The sequence below is a fragment of the Kitasatospora sp. NPDC127060 genome (genome assembly GCF_042724935.1).
In the GTDB taxonomy this organism is placed as follows: Bacteria; Actinomycetota; Actinomycetes; order Streptomycetales; family Streptomycetaceae; genus Kitasatospora.
In genome coordinates this window covers 38,253-55,154 of record NZ_JBHXEG010000066.1, presented here as the reverse complement: position 1 = coordinate 55,154, position 16,902 = coordinate 38,253, and the positions used below count along the sequence as shown (strand labels likewise).

The 16,902-nt window shown below is 71.9% G+C and carries 12 protein-coding genes; 8 read left to right on the top strand and 4 right to left on the bottom strand.

Annotation, left to right across the window (positions count from 1 at the left end):
- Window positions 1-411: 411 nt before the first annotated feature.
- Window positions 412-1,275, bottom strand: coding sequence for a helix-turn-helix domain-containing protein (locus ACFWIS_RS29845; protein ID WP_380457346.1), 864 nt, complete (start codon window positions 1,273-1,275; stop codon window positions 412-414).
- Between the two features lie 645 nt (window positions 1,276-1,920).
- Between ACFWIS_RS29845 and ACFWIS_RS29840 the strand changes: the two genes are divergently transcribed.
- The 8 genes from ACFWIS_RS29840 (at window position 1,921) to ACFWIS_RS29805 (ending at window position 11,879) form a co-directional block, all read left to right on the top strand.
- The gene (locus ACFWIS_RS29840) at window positions 1,921-2,379 is read left to right on the top strand and encodes an SsgA family sporulation/cell division regulator (protein ID WP_380457345.1); all 459 of its coding nucleotides are present in this window, start codon (window positions 1,921-1,923) and stop codon (window positions 2,377-2,379) included.
- Between the two features lie 125 nt (window positions 2,380-2,504).
- Window positions 2,505-5,249 carry an ATP-binding protein gene (locus ACFWIS_RS29835; protein WP_380457343.1) on the top strand — a complete coding sequence of 915 codons (2,745 nt, stop codon included), beginning with the start codon at window positions 2,505-2,507 and terminating at the stop codon, window positions 5,247-5,249.
- Window positions 5,250-5,647: 398 nt separating this feature from the next.
- The gene (locus ACFWIS_RS29830) at window positions 5,648-6,385 is read left to right on the top strand and encodes an alpha/beta fold hydrolase (protein ID WP_380457341.1); all 738 of its coding nucleotides are present in this window, start codon (window positions 5,648-5,650) and stop codon (window positions 6,383-6,385) included.
- Between the two features lie 64 nt (window positions 6,386-6,449).
- A complete protein-coding gene (locus ACFWIS_RS29825; protein ID WP_380457339.1) occupies window positions 6,450-7,703 on the top strand; it encodes an extracellular solute-binding protein in 1,254 nt (417 codons plus the stop codon).
- Entirely contained in the window at window positions 7,675-8,598 is a 924-nt protein-coding gene (locus ACFWIS_RS29820; protein ID WP_380457337.1) for a carbohydrate ABC transporter permease, read from the top strand. Before ACFWIS_RS29825 ends, ACFWIS_RS29820 begins: the two co-directional genes overlap by 29 nt.
- 19 nt (window positions 8,599-8,617) lie before the next feature.
- Window positions 8,618-9,436: a carbohydrate ABC transporter permease gene (locus ACFWIS_RS29815; RefSeq protein ID WP_380457335.1), complete on the top strand. Its 819-nt coding sequence runs from the start codon at window positions 8,618-8,620 to the stop codon at window positions 9,434-9,436.
- Window positions 9,437-9,557: 121 nt separating this feature from the next.
- Window positions 9,558-10,514 (top strand): helix-turn-helix domain-containing protein, encoded by a 957-nt coding sequence (locus ACFWIS_RS29810; protein WP_380457333.1) that lies wholly within the window; start codon window positions 9,558-9,560, stop codon window positions 10,512-10,514.
- Window positions 10,515-10,952: 438 nt separating this feature from the next.
- Complete coding sequence (locus ACFWIS_RS29805) at window positions 10,953-11,879, top strand: ribosome-inactivating family protein (protein ID WP_380457331.1); 927 nt, start codon at window positions 10,953-10,955, stop codon at window positions 11,877-11,879.
- Between the two features lie 666 nt (window positions 11,880-12,545).
- Here ACFWIS_RS29805 and ACFWIS_RS29800 read toward each other — a convergent pair.
- The 3 genes from ACFWIS_RS29800 to ACFWIS_RS29790 all read right to left on the bottom strand — a co-directional run bounded on the left by ACFWIS_RS29800 (window position 12,546) and on the right by ACFWIS_RS29790 (window position 16,803).
- Complete coding sequence (locus ACFWIS_RS29800; RefSeq protein ID WP_380457329.1) at window positions 12,546-12,674, bottom strand: hypothetical protein; 129 nt, start codon at window positions 12,672-12,674, stop codon at window positions 12,546-12,548.
- A 90-nt stretch (window positions 12,675-12,764) separates the two neighbouring features.
- The gene (locus tag ACFWIS_RS29795) at window positions 12,765-14,135 is read right to left on the bottom strand and encodes a histidine-type phosphatase (RefSeq protein WP_380457327.1); all 1,371 of its coding nucleotides are present in this window, start codon (window positions 14,133-14,135) and stop codon (window positions 12,765-12,767) included.
- Between the two features lie 265 nt (window positions 14,136-14,400).
- The gene (locus tag ACFWIS_RS29790) at window positions 14,401-16,803 is read right to left on the bottom strand and encodes a glycoside hydrolase family 2 protein (protein WP_380457325.1); all 2,403 of its coding nucleotides are present in this window, start codon (window positions 16,801-16,803) and stop codon (window positions 14,401-14,403) included.
- Window positions 16,804-16,902: the final 99 nt, after the last annotated feature.

The window sequence follows — 16,902 nt, the reverse complement described above, 5'->3', positions numbered from 1 at the left end:
CCTATCTAGCGTCCCGTCTGTGTGTCTGGTTTTTTTTAAAACTACCCGGGCGCGGCCCCCGGGGCGGGGGCTACCGACCACGGCCCCGCCCCGGGCGCCGCGTACCGGGGGGCGCGGGGCGCGCACCCGAACCTCGCCGTCGGCCCGCAGAACGACACCACCCACGTCCACGTCGAACCGGGCACCGAGCAGGCCTTCGTGACCGGTTGGACGGCCACCTTCGGCGGCACCACGATCGGCCCGGTCTCCACCCAGGTGACCCGACACCCAGCGGGACGCCCTCCGAACTGATCGTTTCGCCGGTCGGCACGCTGTCGGCGTTCGACTACACCACCCCCGTACCGTGCCCGTCGCTGCACCGCCCGTCCTCACCAGAACCGGCGGTGCAGCGGCGTGTGCACGGTTTCGGGATCAGGAGGCGGGGTGGTCGCCCTCGGTCCGGGTGGCGTAGGCCTGCCACTCACGGGGCGAGATTCCGAAGGCCTCGCGGAAGGCCCGGCTGAAGTGGGAGTGGCTGACGAAGCCCCAGCGGTGCGCTACGGCGGACACACTGGCCTGCCGACGGGACGGGCGCCCCAGCTCCCGACGGCAGGCATCCAGCCGACGCCGTCGCACCCACTGGCCCACGGTCATCCCGTCCTGCTGGAAGAGCTTGTGGAGGTAGCGCACCGAGATGTGCTGCGAGCGTGCGATCGATCCGGGCGAGAGGTTCGGGTCGGCGAGGTTCTGCTCGATGTGGAGACGGATCCGGGACAGCAGCTCGGCCGCGCCGTTGGGGTGTTCCAGGCCCTCCTGGTCGAGCAGCTCGGTCACCAGGATGGCGACGATGTCGGAGGTACTGAGCGCGAGGTGGTGGTCCGGCCGGGCCCGGTGGTCCCGCGTCCGGGTGGCCAGGGTGTGGAGGAACCGGGACGCGAGCGAACCGATCCCCTCGTTCCCTCGCGCCATCAGCCCACCCGCACGCCGGACGTCGCCCTGCCGGACGCCCAGGTAGAAGCAGGGGACCCGGAAGCGGACCATCCGGCACCCGGAGTCCCGCAACAGGCCCACCGGGTGCGGGGTGGCACTGATCAGCAGGTCCCCCGGAACCAGCACGGTGCTGACATCGCCGCGTCGGACCGAGGCCGCGCCGTGGACGTGCAGGGCGACGTAGAGGCAGTCCTCGGGATCGGTCCCGGGCGGCGGGGAGAGGATGTCGATGCACCCGTTGCCGCCGCCACGGGCGGCCTGGTCGAGCAGGTGGGTCTCGGCTTCGGGCGCCGGGGTTTCGAGCATGGGCGAGGGACCCGACTGATTCACGGGGGACTCCGACCGGTTGGAAGTGGTGCTGTGCGGATGCCGGCGAGGGCGGCTCGCCGCACGACGGGGCGGCGGCGCCGGGCAACGGGAGCGTTCAGGAGGGGAAATTCTTCTGACGCCATTCATACAAGGAGCCGAACGACTGGACAAACATTCAACAAACCGGACTTCCAGCGGCTCCGGCGACCCGGACGGCGCCCATCCCGAGTGCCCTCCACTTCTCCGAGAAGGCCTTGACGGCACCTCGGACCGAAGGCCAAAGAGCTTGCAGGGCAACGAAGTTCGGTCGCCGGGAGTGAGCGGCGACGATCGGTGGAACCGCCTGACCGCACCGCTCCCCTCCAACGGGCACCGCCACGACGAACCCGCTTCCCGACCCGACGGACGGCCGGGAAGGTGCACAGGCCGTCACGTCGCCGTGCACCACCGGAACATCCCCTCCGCCCCCCTTTCCTAGCCTGAACGGCGGATCCGCCACCCCCGGGTCCACGGCGGTTCCGAGACCCGGGGCCGGACCACTGCGCCGCCCCGCCCGGCCCCCTCCACCTCCCGCGCACCGGCGCGGGCACCCGCCCCGGCATCGCCCCCCCTACCGACACCGATACCGACCCAGGAGAACCCATGCCTGCCCACCAGTCGCTGCCCAGCTCCTCCCAGCCCCGCCCGGAGGCCGCCTGCACCGAGGTCCTCCTCGACGCCCGACTCGTCCTGGGCGAGCACCAATCCCTCGACGTCCCCGTGCGCCTGGGCTACCGCAGCGACGACCCGATCGCCGTCACGCTCGAGTTCCTCGGGCTGGCCGCCGAGGCGGGCGTCTGGCAGTTCTCCCGCGACCTCCTCTGGGAAGGACTGCAGCGGCCGACCGGCCACGGCGACGTCCGGATCTGGCCCCCCTGCACCTGCCACGGCCGGGCGGCCCTGCGCGTCATGCTCCGCAACCGCGACGAGGGCGTCCTGATCGACCTCCCGTCCCGTCAGGTGCGCCGCTGGCTCCGCCGGGAGACCTTCGCCCTCGTCTCCCCGGGCACCGAAGCCGACGCGATCGACTGGGACGCCGTGCTGCCCGGCCGCACCGACTGAGGGCCCCGCCGCCGCCACCTGCGGCGCAGCGGCCGACCACCACCGCGTACCCTCTGGAGGCCGGGAACAACGGCACGGACGGGACCCGACTCCGGTCGGCGTGGGTGGACGGGAAGAAGCTCGAAATGGCAGGGTCAGGCGGTCCACTGTCGCATCGTGGTCTGCGCGGCCGGGAGGCCGAGCTCGCACAGCTCCAGGCGCTGATCACCTCGGTGGCCGGCACCGGGGGTGGCGGACTGGCCCTGATCCAGGGGGAACCGGGCATCGGCAAGACCACCCTGCTCGCCGAGGCCGTCTCCCGGGCCGCCGCGGCGGGGTTCTCCGTGGGCCTCGGCAAAGCCGATGAGCTGCACCACATCGTGCCGTTCTCTTCGTTGGCGGCCAGCATCCTGCACGGCGACCGGCCGCTGCTGTCCGGCGACGACATCACCGATCTCGCCCGCAACCACGACCAGCGGATCTGGCTCGTGGAGCGCCTGGCGGAGGCGATCGAGGCCCGGGCCGCCGACGCGCCGGTGCTGATCGGTCTGGACGACGTGCAGTGGGCCGACGCGCTGAGCCGGTTCGCCCTGCAGCAGTTGCCGACCCGCCTGCGGACCTCGCCGGTCCTGTGGGTGCTGACCGGGCGCCGCGAGCCCGCAGGCCCGGCGGAGGAGATCGTGGCGGCCGCCGGCGACCTCCCGACGGTCACGGTGTCCCTGGGCCCGCTGTCCGGCGCGGCCATCCGTCAACTGGCCGACGACACGCTCGGGCCGGCGGTCGACACGTGGGTGCGGGACCTGCTCGACGGCGCCGGCGGGAACCCCTTCCTGGCGATCGAGATGCTGGCCGGCCTGCGGACCGCCGGCGCCTCGCGGGACGTCATGCCCTCCCGGCTCGTGGTCGGCGTGCGCGGCAGGCTCCGGTCCCTGCAGCCCGGTACGCTGCGATTCCTCCAGATGGGTGCGGTGCTGGGCCGCCGGTTCGGCTTCGACGACGCCGCCGCGCTCTGCGACCTCCCGGCCGCGGCCCTGCTCCCGGCGCTCGAGGAGGCGGTGCGCGCCGGACTCTTGGACGACGACGGCGACCAGCTGGTCTTCCGGCACGACCTGCTGCGCCAGGCGGTCTACGCCGACATCCCGCCGTCGGCCCGCAAGGCGCTGCACCGCGAGGCCGCCCGCCGCATGGTCGCCGCGGGGCGGCAGCCGGCCGACGCCGTGCCGCACGTCCTCCGGGGTGCCGTGCCCGGGGACGAGGAGGCCGTGGCGCTGCTGCGGCGAGCGGCCGACGACGTGCTGGCGGTCACTCCCGGCCCAGCGGCCGACCTGATGCTGCGCGCCCTCGAACTGACGCCTGCGGCAGGGGCGTTGAAGTTCGAGGTGGGCGAGCAGACGATCCTCTGCCTGGCCCGGGCCGGCCGCGACCGCGAGGCCCTGGAGACGGGCGACCGGTTGTTGGCCGACCGGCCGCCACTGGAGACCTTCGGTCGGCTCCAGTCCGCCCTGGGCGGTGCGCTGTGGACCATGGACCTCGCCGACGAACTGCGCCGCCGGGCCGAGGCCGCACTCGCCGCCAGTGGCTCCGCCCCGGAGATCTGCGCCCGGCTGGCCGCCCTGCGCGCCCTGGCCCTGTCCCGGGGCCATGACCTGGCCGCGGCACGGGAGGCCGGCGAGACCGCGCTGCGCACCGCCACCGCGATCGGCGACCGGGAGGCCCACGTCCTGGCCCTGTCCGGGCTGGGCGAGATCGCGCTGAACGCGGGGGACAACGCCGTCGCGCTGGAACGATTCGCCGCGCTCAGCGCCATCGACTCCGCGTTCCTCCCCGAGGAGGTCGTCGCGCACGTGCACGTGGACGACTTCGCCTCCGGTGAGCGCCTGCTCCTCCGGGCGGCGGACCGGGGCGGTGCGGTGCGTCAGGCCATGCTGCTGTGGGCCCAGGGCCAGCACGACCTGGGGCTCGGCCGGCTCGACGACGCCGAGGCCGACTTCGTGACCATGGAACGGCTGGAGGACGAGGTACGGGTGCCCGTCCAACGGGTGAACGGTCGGGTGATCCGCTCCCGGATCGCCCTGCTGCGCGGCGACCGGGAGGCGGCCCGGGAGCACCTGCTCGCCGCCCGGGAACAACTCGCCGTCAAACCGAATCCCGGCAACACGGCCGCGGTGCGCTTCCTGGAGGCCGTCCACGCCGAGGCCGACGGGGACGTCGCACTCGCCGTCGACCGGATCCGCCGGGTGCAGCAGCAGGGGCCCTTCATGCGGTGGCGCCTGCTGCGCGACTGGGTCGACGCCGCGGTCCGGATGTCCCTGCGCGGCGGGGAGCGGCAGCTCGCCGAAGACCTGGCCGCGCAGGCCGAGGCCCACGCCGGACGCAACCCGTCCGTGCCGAGCGCCACCGGAATCGCGGCGCAGGCCCGCGGACTCGTACGGAACGACCCGGCCGTGCTCGAACACGCCGTGGACCTGCTCGGGGCGAGCCCCCGCCCGCTGACCCGGGCCGCCGCCCACGCCGATCTCGGCCGGGCCCTCCTGGCCGCGGGGCGGCGGAGCCGGGCGGTGGCCGCGCTGGCGCACGCGCAGGACGCGTTCGCCGAGGCGGGCGCCCACGCCGCGACGGCTCAGGTCCAACGCGCCTTGGCGGGCGCCGGGGCCGGCGCCCGCCGGACGGCGGCCGTCCAGCGCCCCGTCCAGGGCTGGGGTGCCCTCACCGCCTCGGAGGAGAAGGTCGCGCGTCTCATCGCCCAGGGCCACACCAACCGATCGGCCGCCGACGTGCTGGTGGTGTCCCCGCACACAGTCAACACCCATCTGACATCCGTGTTCCGCAAGCTGTCGATCGCCTCCCGGGTCCAGCTCGCCAACCTGGTCGCCTCCCTCCCCGAGGCCTGAGGGGCGTCAGGTGGGTCACGGACAGCGGGGGTGGGCCGCCCCGGCCACCGTTGCGACCCGTGGAGACGGGGCCGGGCTCAGCGGGGCGGAGCGGAGTCGTTTCAGCACGGTCTTCTCGGCGTCTCCGAAGTCATGGTCGGGTCGGGTCGGTCGCAACCCGAGGCTAGGAGTCGCCCTGTCGTCGGGTTTTGCCGACCGCGCACCACCATTGGCCCGAGAGCGCACAGGCCGTCCGGGTCGGCGCCCGGGACCGTCGAGCGGCTCCCGCTCGGCCGCCGGGCGGTCCACCAGGGCTCGGCACGCCTCCTTGGTACGTTCACGCGATGCCCCCGCCACGGCCGGTCCGGTTGGCTGGGCCTCCGCCCCGTCCCGCCCCCGCCCAGTCGAAGGCCACCGGCATGCACACATCCACCCCCGTTCCGCCGACCGTCGTACTGGTGCACGGGGCGTTCACCGACGCCTCGTCCTGGTCGGAGGTCGTCGGGCCGCTGCGCACCGCCGGTCTGACGGTGCACGTCCCCGCGAACCCCCTGCGCGGCCTGGCGCACGACGCCGCGTGCGTCCGGAGCCTGCTGCGCGAGCTCGGCACGCCCGTCGTCCTGGTCGGCCACGGGTACGGCGGCGCGGTCATCACCCAGGCGGCCGACGGCACCGACCAGGTGGTGGCCCTGTGCTACGTCGCCGCGTTCGCCCTCGACGCGGGCGAGTGCCTGCTGGACATCACCACCCGCTTCGCCCCCTCCCCGTTGGCCGACGCCACCGCCACGACAGCCCTCGCCTCCGGCCCCGACGGCGAGGTGTGCATCCGCGCGGAGCGGTTCCGGCAGCTGTACGCCGACGACCTGTCACCCGCGGCCGGGCAGGTGCTCGCCGCGGCACAACGCCCGGTGGCCCTCGGCGCGCTGACCGACAGATCGGGCCCACCGGCCTGGGCGGACAAGCCGTCCTGGTACGCCATCGCGACCGCCGACCGGATGCTGAACCCCGCCGCCCAGCGCTTCATGGCCCAACGCATGGCGGCCACCGAGTACGTGCTGGACGCCTCGCACGCCGTCCCGCTCTCGCGGCCCGAAGCCGTGGTGGCGATGATCCTGGAGGCCACCGGACACGCCACGGGTACTCCGGGGGGTGTTTAATGTTCGTTCGAACGGAGGAGTCCGGTTGGACCCCCGTCCCCGAGCACCCGGCAAAGGCACCAGCATGATCTCACCGGCCAGATCGTCGGCCCGGCGGATCGCCGCCATCGTGGCCGGGCTCCTCCTCCTGGCGTCGGCCGCCACCGGATGCGGTCGCCCCACCGGTTCCGGGCCGGCCGGGGGCGAGGTCACCACCATCACCGCGCTCGACTACTACACCGACCGAACCGAACACGCCCAGTGGGGCGACCTGCTCACCGCGTGCGGGCGGACGGTCGGGGTCCAGGTCGAGCAGACGAGCGTCCCGGGGGCGTCCCTGGTCCCCAAGGTCCTCCAGCAGGCGTCCTCGCGGACCCTCCCCGACCTGCTGATGCTCGACAACCCGGACCTTCAGCAGATCGCCCGGACCGGCGCGCTGACCCCGCTGGACGGCTACGGCATCGACGCCGACGGCTTCGCCCCCGGCATCGCGTCGGCGGGCACCTACCAGGGCAAGCTGTACGGCCTGGCCCCCAACGTCAGCACCGTCGCCCTGATCTACAACAAGGACATGCTCGCCGAGGCCGGCGTCGCCGTCCCGAGGACCTGGGACGAACTGAAGGCGGCCGCGGCCGCGCTGACCCGCCCCGGGCGCTACGGCATGGCGGTCGACGCGAACGCCACCTTCGAGGGCACCTGGCAGTTCCTGCCCTTCCTGTGGTCCAACGGCGGCGACGAACGGCAGTTGGACACTCCCCAGGCCGCGCAGGCGCTCCGGCTCTGGGTCGACCTGGTGAACAGCGGCTCCATGTCGAAGTCGGTGCTGAACTGGACCCAGGCCGACGTCCACGACCAGTTCGTCGCCGGGCGGACGGCCATGATGATCAACGGCCCCTGGCGCATCCCGGCTCTGGAACAGGACGCCGACCTGCACTGGGGAGTGGCACCCGTTCCCGTCCCCCGGCTGGGGCAGTCCCCGGTCACCCCACTCGGCGGCGAGGTGTGGGCCGTCCCGCAGAGCCCTTCCAAAGCCCGGCAGCAGAAGGCCGCCCAGGTCCTCGCCTGCCTGAACTCCCCCTCGAACATGCTCACCCTGGCCCAGCAGCACCACACCGTGCCCTCCCGCACCGCGGTGGCCGCCCAGCACGCCGAGGCGAACCCGTCGATGGCCGCCTTCGCCCAGAGCGTGGCGGTGGCGCGCGCCCGTACCAGCGAGCTCGGCGTCGAGTGGCCCAAGGCGGCGACGGGCATCTACACCGCGGTCCAGTCCGCGCTGACGGGCGAACAGACGCCGGAGGAAGCCCTCAGCCATGCGCAGCAGACCGCCACGGGCCGCTGACCCGTCACCGGTCCGGCGCGGGGACCGCTGGATCCGGTGGCTGTTCGTCGCGCCCGCCGCGGCGTACCTGCTGCTGTTCTTCGGCTACCCGGTCGTCGACAACGTCGTGATGAGCTTCCAGCAGTACACCGTCACGAGCTTCTACACCGGTGACGCCCCGTTCACGGGCCTGCGGAACTACACGGCGGTCCTCTCGTCCCCCGCCTTCCCCCGGACCCTGCTGACCACGGCCGTGTTCACAGCCGGCTCGGTCCTGGGGCAGTTCGCCCTCGGCCTGGCCCTCGCCCTGTTCTTCCGGCGCCGCTTCCCGCTCGGCGGCGTGCTGCGGTCACTCCTGCTGCTGCCGTGGCTGCTGCCGCTGGTCGCCTCCGGAACCATCTGGAAGTGGATGCTCGACCCCGACACCGGAGTCGTCAACGCGGTGCTGCGCGGCCTCCACCTCACGTCGTCCGGGGTCCCCTGGCTCACCGGTACCTCCCAGGCGCTGCTGTCGGTCGTCCTGGTCAACATCTGGGTCGGCGTCCCCTTCAACACCGCGATCCTGTACGGCGGTCTGCAGGACATCCCTCCGCACCTGTACGAGGCGGCGAGGCTGGACGGCGCCGGTCCGCTGGCCTCGTTCCGCCACATCACCTGGCCGCTGCTGCGGCCGGTGGTTCGCGTGGTGCTCGTGCTGGGCGTGGTCTACACCGTCAAGGTGCTGGACGTCATCCTGGTGGTCACGGGCGGCGGGCCGGCCGGCGCCACCGAGACCATCGCCACCCAGGCCTACGAACTGTCCTTCCGGCAGTTCGACTTCGGGCGCGGCGCAGCGATGGGCAACCTGCTCATCGTCCTCTCGCTGGTGTTCGCCGTCCTCCACCTGCGCGCTGACCGGCGCGCCCGGACCGTCTGACCGTCTGAGAGTCGCTCCAGTGAAACGCCCACCCGGCCGCGGCGGCCTGCTGTCCGCCCTCGTCGGAATCGTCCTGCTCGCGCTGATGCTGTTCCCCGTCTACTGGATGGTGAACGCCTCCCTCCAGCCGGCCGGCAACACCCTGCACGGAGGATGGTTCCCGCTCCACCCGGACCTCAGCGGATACGCCACCGCGCTGCACGACCAGGGGCGCAACCTCGTCACCAGCCTCTTGGTGGCCCTCGGCAGCGCGCTGCTCAGCCTGGCGCTCGCCGCACCGGCGGCCCACGCGCTGGCCCGGTTCCGCCTGCGCGGCACCAGGGTCGTACTCCTGGGCATCCTGACCACCCAGGCGGTGCCGGGCATCGTGGTGGCCAACGCGCTCTACAGCGCGTACAACGACCTGGGGCTCCTGAACTCCCGCCTCGGGCTGGTCCTCGCCGACTCCACCGCCGGCGTCCCCTTCGCGATCGTCGTCCTGCACTCGTTCATACGGAGCATCCCCGAGGAGGTCATCGAGGCCGCACGGGTGGACGGCGCCGGCCGACTGCGCGTCTTCCGTTCCGTGGTTCTCCCGTTGAGCCGGAACGCACTGATCACAGCCGGCGTCTTCACCTTCCTCCTCGCCTGGAGCGACTTCCTCTTCGCCCTCACCCTCACCACCACGGACACCGTCCGGCCGGTCACCCTGGGTGTCTACGAGTACCTCGGCGCCCACACCGACCGGTGGAACGCCGTCATGGCCACCGCCGTCCTGTCGTCCGTACCCGCCGCCGTCCTGCTGGTCGTCGCCCAGCGCCGCGTCACCGGCTCCGTCGCCGGCACGGCCGACAAGTGAGGATCGGACCCGATCTACTAGGTTCACGCGATGCCCCGCTCCCGGACCAGCTGGCACGGTGACCCGGAAGGCACAGCGGTGGACAGAGCCACCGGTGGCCGACCGACCCGAGAGGAACCCGGTGCCCGCAACTCTCTCCACCGCGCGACTGTCCGCCTCCGACCGGGCGGAGAGCTGGCACGACGCGGTGTCCCACGCCTTCGTGCCGATGGCCGTGGACCTCCTGGAGGAGGTACCGTCGCCCAGGGCGATCGTCGGCCACCAGCTCGGCCCGATCCGGATACTGCGGGTCCAGGCGGGACCGCAGGTGGTGACGCGCAGCCGGCGCATGCTCGCCGACGACGGCCCCCCGTCGCTGATCCTCAGCCTGCAGGAGCACGGCAGCGCACTCAAGGAGCAGGACGGCAGGGAGTCCGTCATCCGGCCGGGCGAGTTCTCCATCACCGACACCTCCCGGGTCTTCCGCAAGAAGATCGAAGAGAGGTTCGTCTTCACCTCCTTCCACTTCCCCCGCGCGGAGCTGGACGTCTCGGAACAAGAACTCCGAGTACTGACCGCCACCCCCTTCAGCGGCGCCGAGGGCAGCGCCGCCCTGGTCGCCACCTACTTCTCCCGGATGGCGCGCGAGGCGCAAACCCTGGACGAGGCCGTCGGCCGCCGGGCCGCGAGCACCGCGCTCGACCTGCTGGCCCTGTTCGTCGACGACCGCTCCCGCCGCTCCCGTCGACAGGCCCCGCGCAGCGCGGCTTCCCTGGAACGGGTCAAGGACCACATCCTGCGCAACCTCCGCGACCCGGACCTCCGCCCGTCCACGATCGCGGAGGCCAACTTCATGTCGGTCCGATTCCTCCACAAGCTCTTCCAGCTCGAGAACACCACGGTCAGCAGTTGGATTCGCGCCCAACGCCTGGAACGCTGCAGCCGCGACCTCCTCCGCCCGGTCGCCGCGGAACTCGGCATAGCAGGCATCGCCCGCCGCTGGGGCTTCGCCAACTCCAGCCACTTCAGCCGCGCCTTCCGCGCCGCCTACGGCATGCCCCCCAGGGACTGGCAGGTCAGCAACGACCCGGCACGATGACCCTCCCCCGCCCCGCCGGGCGCTCCACCGGGTTTGACCGTCAGTGCCCATCGCTGTACCGACTCTGCACCCCTCCGGAGGCACGATGCCGAATGCGCGCGTCCGGGCGTGGGCGTCCTCCCGAACGACGACCCCGGACTCCTGCCGTGCTTCCGGATCCTGGAACGTTATTGATTGAACGTCAAATCTGTTGGACACCAAATGAATTGACGGGCGGAGAGCCGAAACGCCACGCCTCCCGCCCCCTCGCCATCGCTTCGACCGCCCCCCCTTCCGTCCTGTCGCAGGCCGCCCGCACAGGCCGATCGACCCGCCCCGCGCGCGACCCGCCGCGTGGCACAGTGCTGCCCGGAAGAAGACCCGCGGCGCCCCGAACGGTGCCGTTCCCGAATCGGACCGACCGTCAGGTCGTGGGTCCGGCGCACGAGAGAGAAGACGATGAAGAGGCACACCACCGTCCGCACACGGCTCCGTTCGGTCCTCCTGGCAGGCGTGGGCCTGAGCATGGCGTTCACCGGCGTGCTCGGCGCGGCCGGAACCGCCGAGGCCCGCACCGAGTGGCGCCACATGTCCCATGTGTGGTTCGACCTGTCGGAAGGCCCCAGCGACAACGAGCGGATGCGGTACTCCGACTTCCTGGGAAGCCTGCGGGTGGCGGTCTCGGGTTACAACGTGCAGGAGACCCAGCTCGAGGACATCGGTCTCGTCCAGGTCTCGCTGTCCGCGCTCGACAACCAGGGCCAGCGCCGCCGCGTCGAACTCTGGATCAACCCCTCCAACCTCTACCTGTGGGGCTACTCCAACCAGTACGGCGACACCTACCAGTTCAACGACCTCAACGGTGCCCTGCAGTCGCGGATCTCGGATACCACCGCCCCGGCGCCGCCGGTCAGCCACAACGTCCAGACCCTGAACTTCGGCTCCAACTACAACTCGCTCTCCACGGCGGCCAGCCGGGGCCGGGAGTCCATGCCCATCAGCTGGAACGACATGCGGGGCTCCATCCTGCACCTGGCGGGCGAGAACAACCCGTGGGGCAACCGCCAGGCGACCGCCCGGTCGCTGAGCCTCATGATCCAGGCCCTGTCCGAAGCCGCCCGGTTCAACGACGTCGAGGGTACCTTCCGCGCGGCGATGACCGACTGGAGCGTGCAGAGCCTGCCGATCCAGCAGCAGTACCTGGAGAACTCCTGGGACGCCCTGTCCCGCTTCTACGAACGTAGCTCGGCGGGCCTGAACGCGACCCCGGTCGACATTCCGACCGTCGGGAGGGTCGACAACCTCGGCACTCTGCGCCGGTACGTGCAGATGACCATGGGCGGCCCCCACACCGACAACGGGGACTGGAGCCACGACGAACTCTGACGGGCCTCCGGCCTGTCGTCGCCCGCGTCGCTCCAGCCGGACCACGGTCGTCCCACGACCGGGTGGAGCGGCGGCGGGCGACGACACGTGCATCCGCGCCCGGTCGCGAAGTCGTGGTCGTCGCGGTGCGTCGGCAGCGTGATACGCGCGCCGTCCCCGGCGCCGTCGGAGTCGTCCCCGAGTTCGTCGGCGCTGTCGCCGGCGTCGTCGATGGCGTCGTCGATGGCGAGGTGCAGGGCGAGTTCCTCGGCGGTGCAGGTCGGCCGCGGCCAGCGGCCGCGTTCGAGGTCGTCGGCGAGGTCGTCGGCGAGGTCGTCGGCGGCGCGGGCGAAGCGGCGCCGCCACTGGAGGTCGGTGGCGAAGGTCAGCTTCGGCAGCCGCGGGAACACCCCCCAATCGCCCTCGTCCTCGTACGCCTCGTCGGCCAGCAGCGACAGCGCGGTGTGGAGGAGGTCGGCCGTGCGGGGAGTCAGCTGCCACAAGCAACTCTCCTCCTCACACTCCGGGTCCTCGCAGTGCGGAGGCCCCACAAGAGGTTGTCCTGGTCGAGTTCCAGGTCCAGATCGCGGGCTTCGCCGGCCGGGTGGGTGAGTGCGCCTCCGTTGCCGCGCGCGTGCAGCACGTGGACGGTCAGCGGCCCGTCGACGGGCAGTTCAGTGCTGAAGATCAGGGCCGGCGTGTCCGTACCTCGGCGAAGTACTGGGGGCGGTAGCGGTAGCCGACGGAGGTGCCGCTGTCCCTGCCGGTCACGGCGAAGCCCGCCCGCAGGGCGGCGTCCGCGGGGAGGATCGACACGCTGTCGTCCGGATGGCGCCTGGCCAGGAAACACCCACCGCGGCCGTGGGACAGCTGGCGTGCGGCGCGGCGGAACGGGCCCGGACGGGGTCAACTGTGCTGCAGGCAGCGCTTGAGCTCGTTGAGGTCGTAGAAGTGGCTGTCCTCGGCGATGGGCTTGCAGGAGGGCTTGAAGGCGGCCTCCTTCTCGTTGTAGAGCATGCGCACGAGGTACCTGGCGGGCTCTGCGTTCGAGGGCGTGTTCGCGAAGAGGTCCCACTGGATGTTCGCGGCCATCGGTGCGACGTCGGCGCCGCGCCACGGGTTGTTCGCGTAGGAGTACGGTGTCTCGGGCTCGGCGGGCTCGGTGCTGCCGGGCAGGCCCATGAGGGCGGCGAGCGGTTCGATCTCCTCGGCGTGGGTGAACCGGAGCACCGCACCCGTGTCGCTGGTGCCGGCGGCCTTGGCCCCCGCCTGGGCCAGGAGGTCGTCCAGGAGGACGCCGGCCATCCCGTAGGTGATCGTGCGGCCGCTGAAGGCGGGGCCCTTCTGGTAGAACTCCTCGGCGTCGTCCAGGTAGGCGAACCACTGGGCGTCACGCGGGGTGAGGAAACGGGTGAGGTCGACACCCGGCGCCTCGACGCTCAGATCGGGCGCCGCGCTGTAGAGCTGGTACAGCGACCGGGCGAAGGACACCTGCTCCTCGTCGGACATCGCCGCGATGAAGTCGTCCTGGAACAGGCGCGCCGCGACGTGCCGCGCGGCCTCGGCGGTTCGCGGGTCGTCATCGATCCGCGCGAGGACGGCGGCCAGTTCCGGATCGCTCTTCAGATAGGCCTGGTAATCGGCGTTCTGCGGCTGCTTGTGGAAGTACAGCAGGTCCTTGTCGGTGACCGGCGCCTTGATCAGACCGGTCAGCGCGGGATCGCCGGAGGTGAGACCGTCCGTGAACGCGTTGGCGCTCGCGACCGCACGCGCAACACCCGAGGTCTCCACCACGACGGGCTCCTGCCGGGCTGTGATGGTGTGGAACAGCGACGGCAGTCGCTGTTCCATCCGCAGCGCGGTCTGGCGGTGCTCGTCGGCCCCGCGGCCGGAGAGGTTGCCGTAGCCGAGCGTCGAGGCCGCGTCCAGGAGCCCTTGCACCTGCGGGCCGAGGTCCGCGCCGAGGCCGGTGAGGGCGTTCTGTTGCTGGGCCGAGCGCAGGACAGCGAGCACGGCGTCACCGTCGTCGCTGTTCGTCATGGCTCGGGAGCCGTGGCGGGCGACATTCTCGGTGAACACCGGGTTGAAGCCCCGCGGCGGCTTCTGGTAGCCGTTGGGCTTCTTCTGCGGGGTGTACGGGGCCTTCGTGCCGTAGAGCTCCTGATGGGCGTAGTGCGTACCGGTCCAGTCGCGGGCTGACGCGGTACCCGCGGTGGACAGCACGCCGGCGCTCAGGGCGACGGCGACGACGGCGGAAACGGTGGCGTGACGATTCATGTCGTCCTTCGGTTTGCTGTGTTCTGTCGGCCGGTGATGACGACCGGATCTTCGCAGGAACGGGGGAAAGATCGCGGGCGCCCGTTGGTGTTCCGGGCGAAGGGCAGTTGAACGCTGACCGTCGCCGGCTGACGGGGTCTGTTCCGCCGCTGTCAGCCGGGCGGATGGGCCCGACTGACGGCCCGACGCCGCGATGTCGTGTCCGGCGCCCGGTGGGCCTGCCCGTCTCAGGCAGACCCACCGGCGACTGGTCGGGGCCGACCGCTCAGGCCGGTTCGACGCAGAACAGCGCTGCCCGCACGTCATCGACGCTGACGTCGCCGCACCCGGTGACTCGGATGCGCAACTGCTCGCCGGGCAGCAGGGTGGCAAGGCCACGGTCGGCCGCCGCCGAGGGGCTGAGCCGGTCGGGCTGGAGCAGGAGGTCACGGACCAGAGTGCCGGCGGTGACGGTGACCTCGACTGCGCCGTCGAGGCCCTCGGCCGGTGTGACGGTGACCTCGAACTCGGGCTTCGGGTAGGCGAAGTGGCGGTCCGCGACGGCGACGTGGACGGCTCGCTGCCCGTCCGCGTCGGCCACCAGCAGCTCGGTGGTCGAGCCTTCGGCCGGCAGGAGCTCCGGCGGCACCATCAGCCGGGTCACCGAACGGGCGTCCGCCCGCACGGGAAGCTGGGTCTGAGCCGCGATGGTGCCGTCCGCGGCGACCCGGCGCAGTCGCAGGACCGTTTCCCATGGTTGCCTGGCCTGGTTGACGAGAGCGGCTTCGGGCGCACCGGTGACGCCGGGCGGTTGGAGGGTGAGCAGGCGGTCGGCGTACAGTCGTCGCAGCTCGTGGTAGAGGGGCTTGAGGCGGCCGTCGCCGTCGATGGCGGCCCAGGAGGAGACCGGCCAGCAGTCGTTGAGCTGCCACACGATCGTGCCCGCGCAGCGGGGCCAGTGGGAGCGCCAGTGTTCGATGCCGGTGGCGATGGCACGGGCCTGGACGACCTGGGTGAGGTAGTGCCACCGGTCGAAGTCCGTTGGGAGTTCGAAATGGCGGGCGAGGCCGCGATCGAGCTTGCCGTTGCCGTCGTCGGCCTTCTGGTGGTGGAGCATGCCGGGCGAGTCGGGTGCCAGGACCTCCCCGGGCAGGGCGCGGCGGAGGGTGGCCAGGGCGGGCGGCGCCTGCCAGCCGAACTCGGCGACGAACCGGGGGACGTTCTCGCGGTACTCGCTGTAGTCCCGGCGGTTCCAGACCTCCCAGGAGTGATGGGTGCCGTGGTCGGGATCGTTGGGGTGGTGATCCCAGCTTCCGGACCAGGGGCTGCCGGCCGTGTACGGACGGGCGGGGTCGAGTTCGGCGACGATCCGGGGCAGCAGGCCGAGGTAGTAGCCCTCGCCCCAGGAGTCGCCGACGAGTTCCGGCTCCCAGTCCCAGTCGCGGAAGCCCCAGAGGTTCTCGTTGTTGCCGTTCCACAGCACCAGCGACGGGTGCGGCATCAGGCGGACGACGTTCTCCCTGGCCTCGGCCTCGACCTCGCCGCGCAGTGGCTGCTCCTCGGGGTAGGCGGCGCAGGCGAAGAGGAAGTCCTGCCAGACCATCAGGCCGAGTTCGTCGCAGGCGTCGTAGAAGGCGTGGTCCTCGTAGATGCCGCCGCCCCAGACCCGAATGAGGTCGATGTTGGCCTCGGCGGCACGGGTGAGGCGCTCCCGGTAGCGGGACGGGGTGACGCGGCTGACCAGGGTGTCGTCGGGGATCCAGTTGACGCCACGGGCGAAGAGGCGCTCGCCGTTGACGACCAGGGTGAAGCCGGTGCCGTCCTCGTCGGCGGAGCGGTCGAGTTCGACGGTGCGGAAGCCGATCCGGCGGTGCCAGGTGTCCAGCGGTTCGGTGTCGTCGGAGAGGGTGACGTCGAGGTCGTACAGCGGCTGCCCGCCCCGGCCGCGCGGCCACCACAGTGCGGGGCCGGGGACCTCCAGTACGAGTACGGCGGCGTCGCCGTCGAGGACGGCTTCGGCGGTCGTGCCCGCCACCGTGGCTCGGACCGTGAGCGGACGGCCCGCACCGGTGGCGGTACGGTCGACGGTGAGGTGCAGTTCGACGCGACCGTTGCCGTCAAAGACCGTCACCAGGGGCCGAACCTGGGCGATACGGGCGGTTGACCAGTGCTCCAGCCGGGCGGGGCGCCAGATTCCGGCGGTGGGCAGGGTGGGGCCCCAGTCCCAGCCGAAGCTGCTGGCCATCTTGCGGATGTACTGGAAGGGCTCGGGGTAGACGTTGGGGCGCGCACCGGTGACCGCCCGGGTCTCGGCGGCCTCCTGGTAGGCGCTGGTGAAGTGGACGGCCAGCTCGCCCGCCAGGCCGGTGACGTCGAAGCGGTAGCTCCGGTGCATGTTGCGGGTGCGGCCGAGTTCCGTCGCCCCGAGGGTGATCCGGGCAGCGGTGTCCAGGCCGGCGAACACCACGTCCGTGCGCTCGTGGGCGCTGGCCGCCGCCACGCGGGTGGTGTAGGTCCAGTCGCGGCGGCCGACCCAGGTGACCTCGTTCTCGTTGGCGGCGAGGAACGGGTCCGGGATCAGACCGGCGTTCAACAGATCGGTGTGAACGCAGCCCGGGACCGTCGCGGGCACATGCTCACCCCCGTACTGCAGGGCCCAGCCCTGGTCGAGCTGAGTGATGTCCTTCATGGTGCGGCTCCTGTCCGGTGGCCGGGCTTGTCGGTGGCGCCAGTAACCGTAGCCCTCGCGACAACCTCTGTCTATTAACCGGTTAGGTTGACTATATTG

Coding starts and splice junctions, on each gene's coding strand:
- ACFWIS_RS29845 (WP_380457346.1), bottom strand. CDS start 1,275: ATGCTCGAAACCCCGGCGCCCGAAGCCGAGACCCACCTGCTCGACCAG.
- ACFWIS_RS29840 (WP_380457345.1), top strand. CDS start 1,921: ATGCCTGCCCACCAGTCGCTGCCCAGCTCCTCCCAGCCCCGCCCGGAG.
- ACFWIS_RS29835 (WP_380457343.1), top strand. CDS start 2,505: ATGGCAGGGTCAGGCGGTCCACTGTCGCATCGTGGTCTGCGCGGCCGG.
- ACFWIS_RS29830 (WP_380457341.1), top strand. CDS start 5,648: ATGCACACATCCACCCCCGTTCCGCCGACCGTCGTACTGGTGCACGGG.
- ACFWIS_RS29825 (WP_380457339.1), top strand. CDS start 6,450: ATGATCTCACCGGCCAGATCGTCGGCCCGGCGGATCGCCGCCATCGTG.
- ACFWIS_RS29820 (WP_380457337.1), top strand. CDS start 7,675: ATGCGCAGCAGACCGCCACGGGCCGCTGACCCGTCACCGGTCCGGCGC.
- ACFWIS_RS29805 (WP_380457331.1), top strand. CDS start 10,953: ATGAAGAGGCACACCACCGTCCGCACACGGCTCCGTTCGGTCCTCCTG.
- ACFWIS_RS29795 (WP_380457327.1), bottom strand. CDS start 14,135: ATGAATCGTCACGCCACCGTTTCCGCCGTCGTCGCCGTCGCCCTGAGC.
- ACFWIS_RS29790 (WP_380457325.1), bottom strand. CDS start 16,803: ATGAAGGACATCACTCAGCTCGACCAGGGCTGGGCCCTGCAGTACGGG.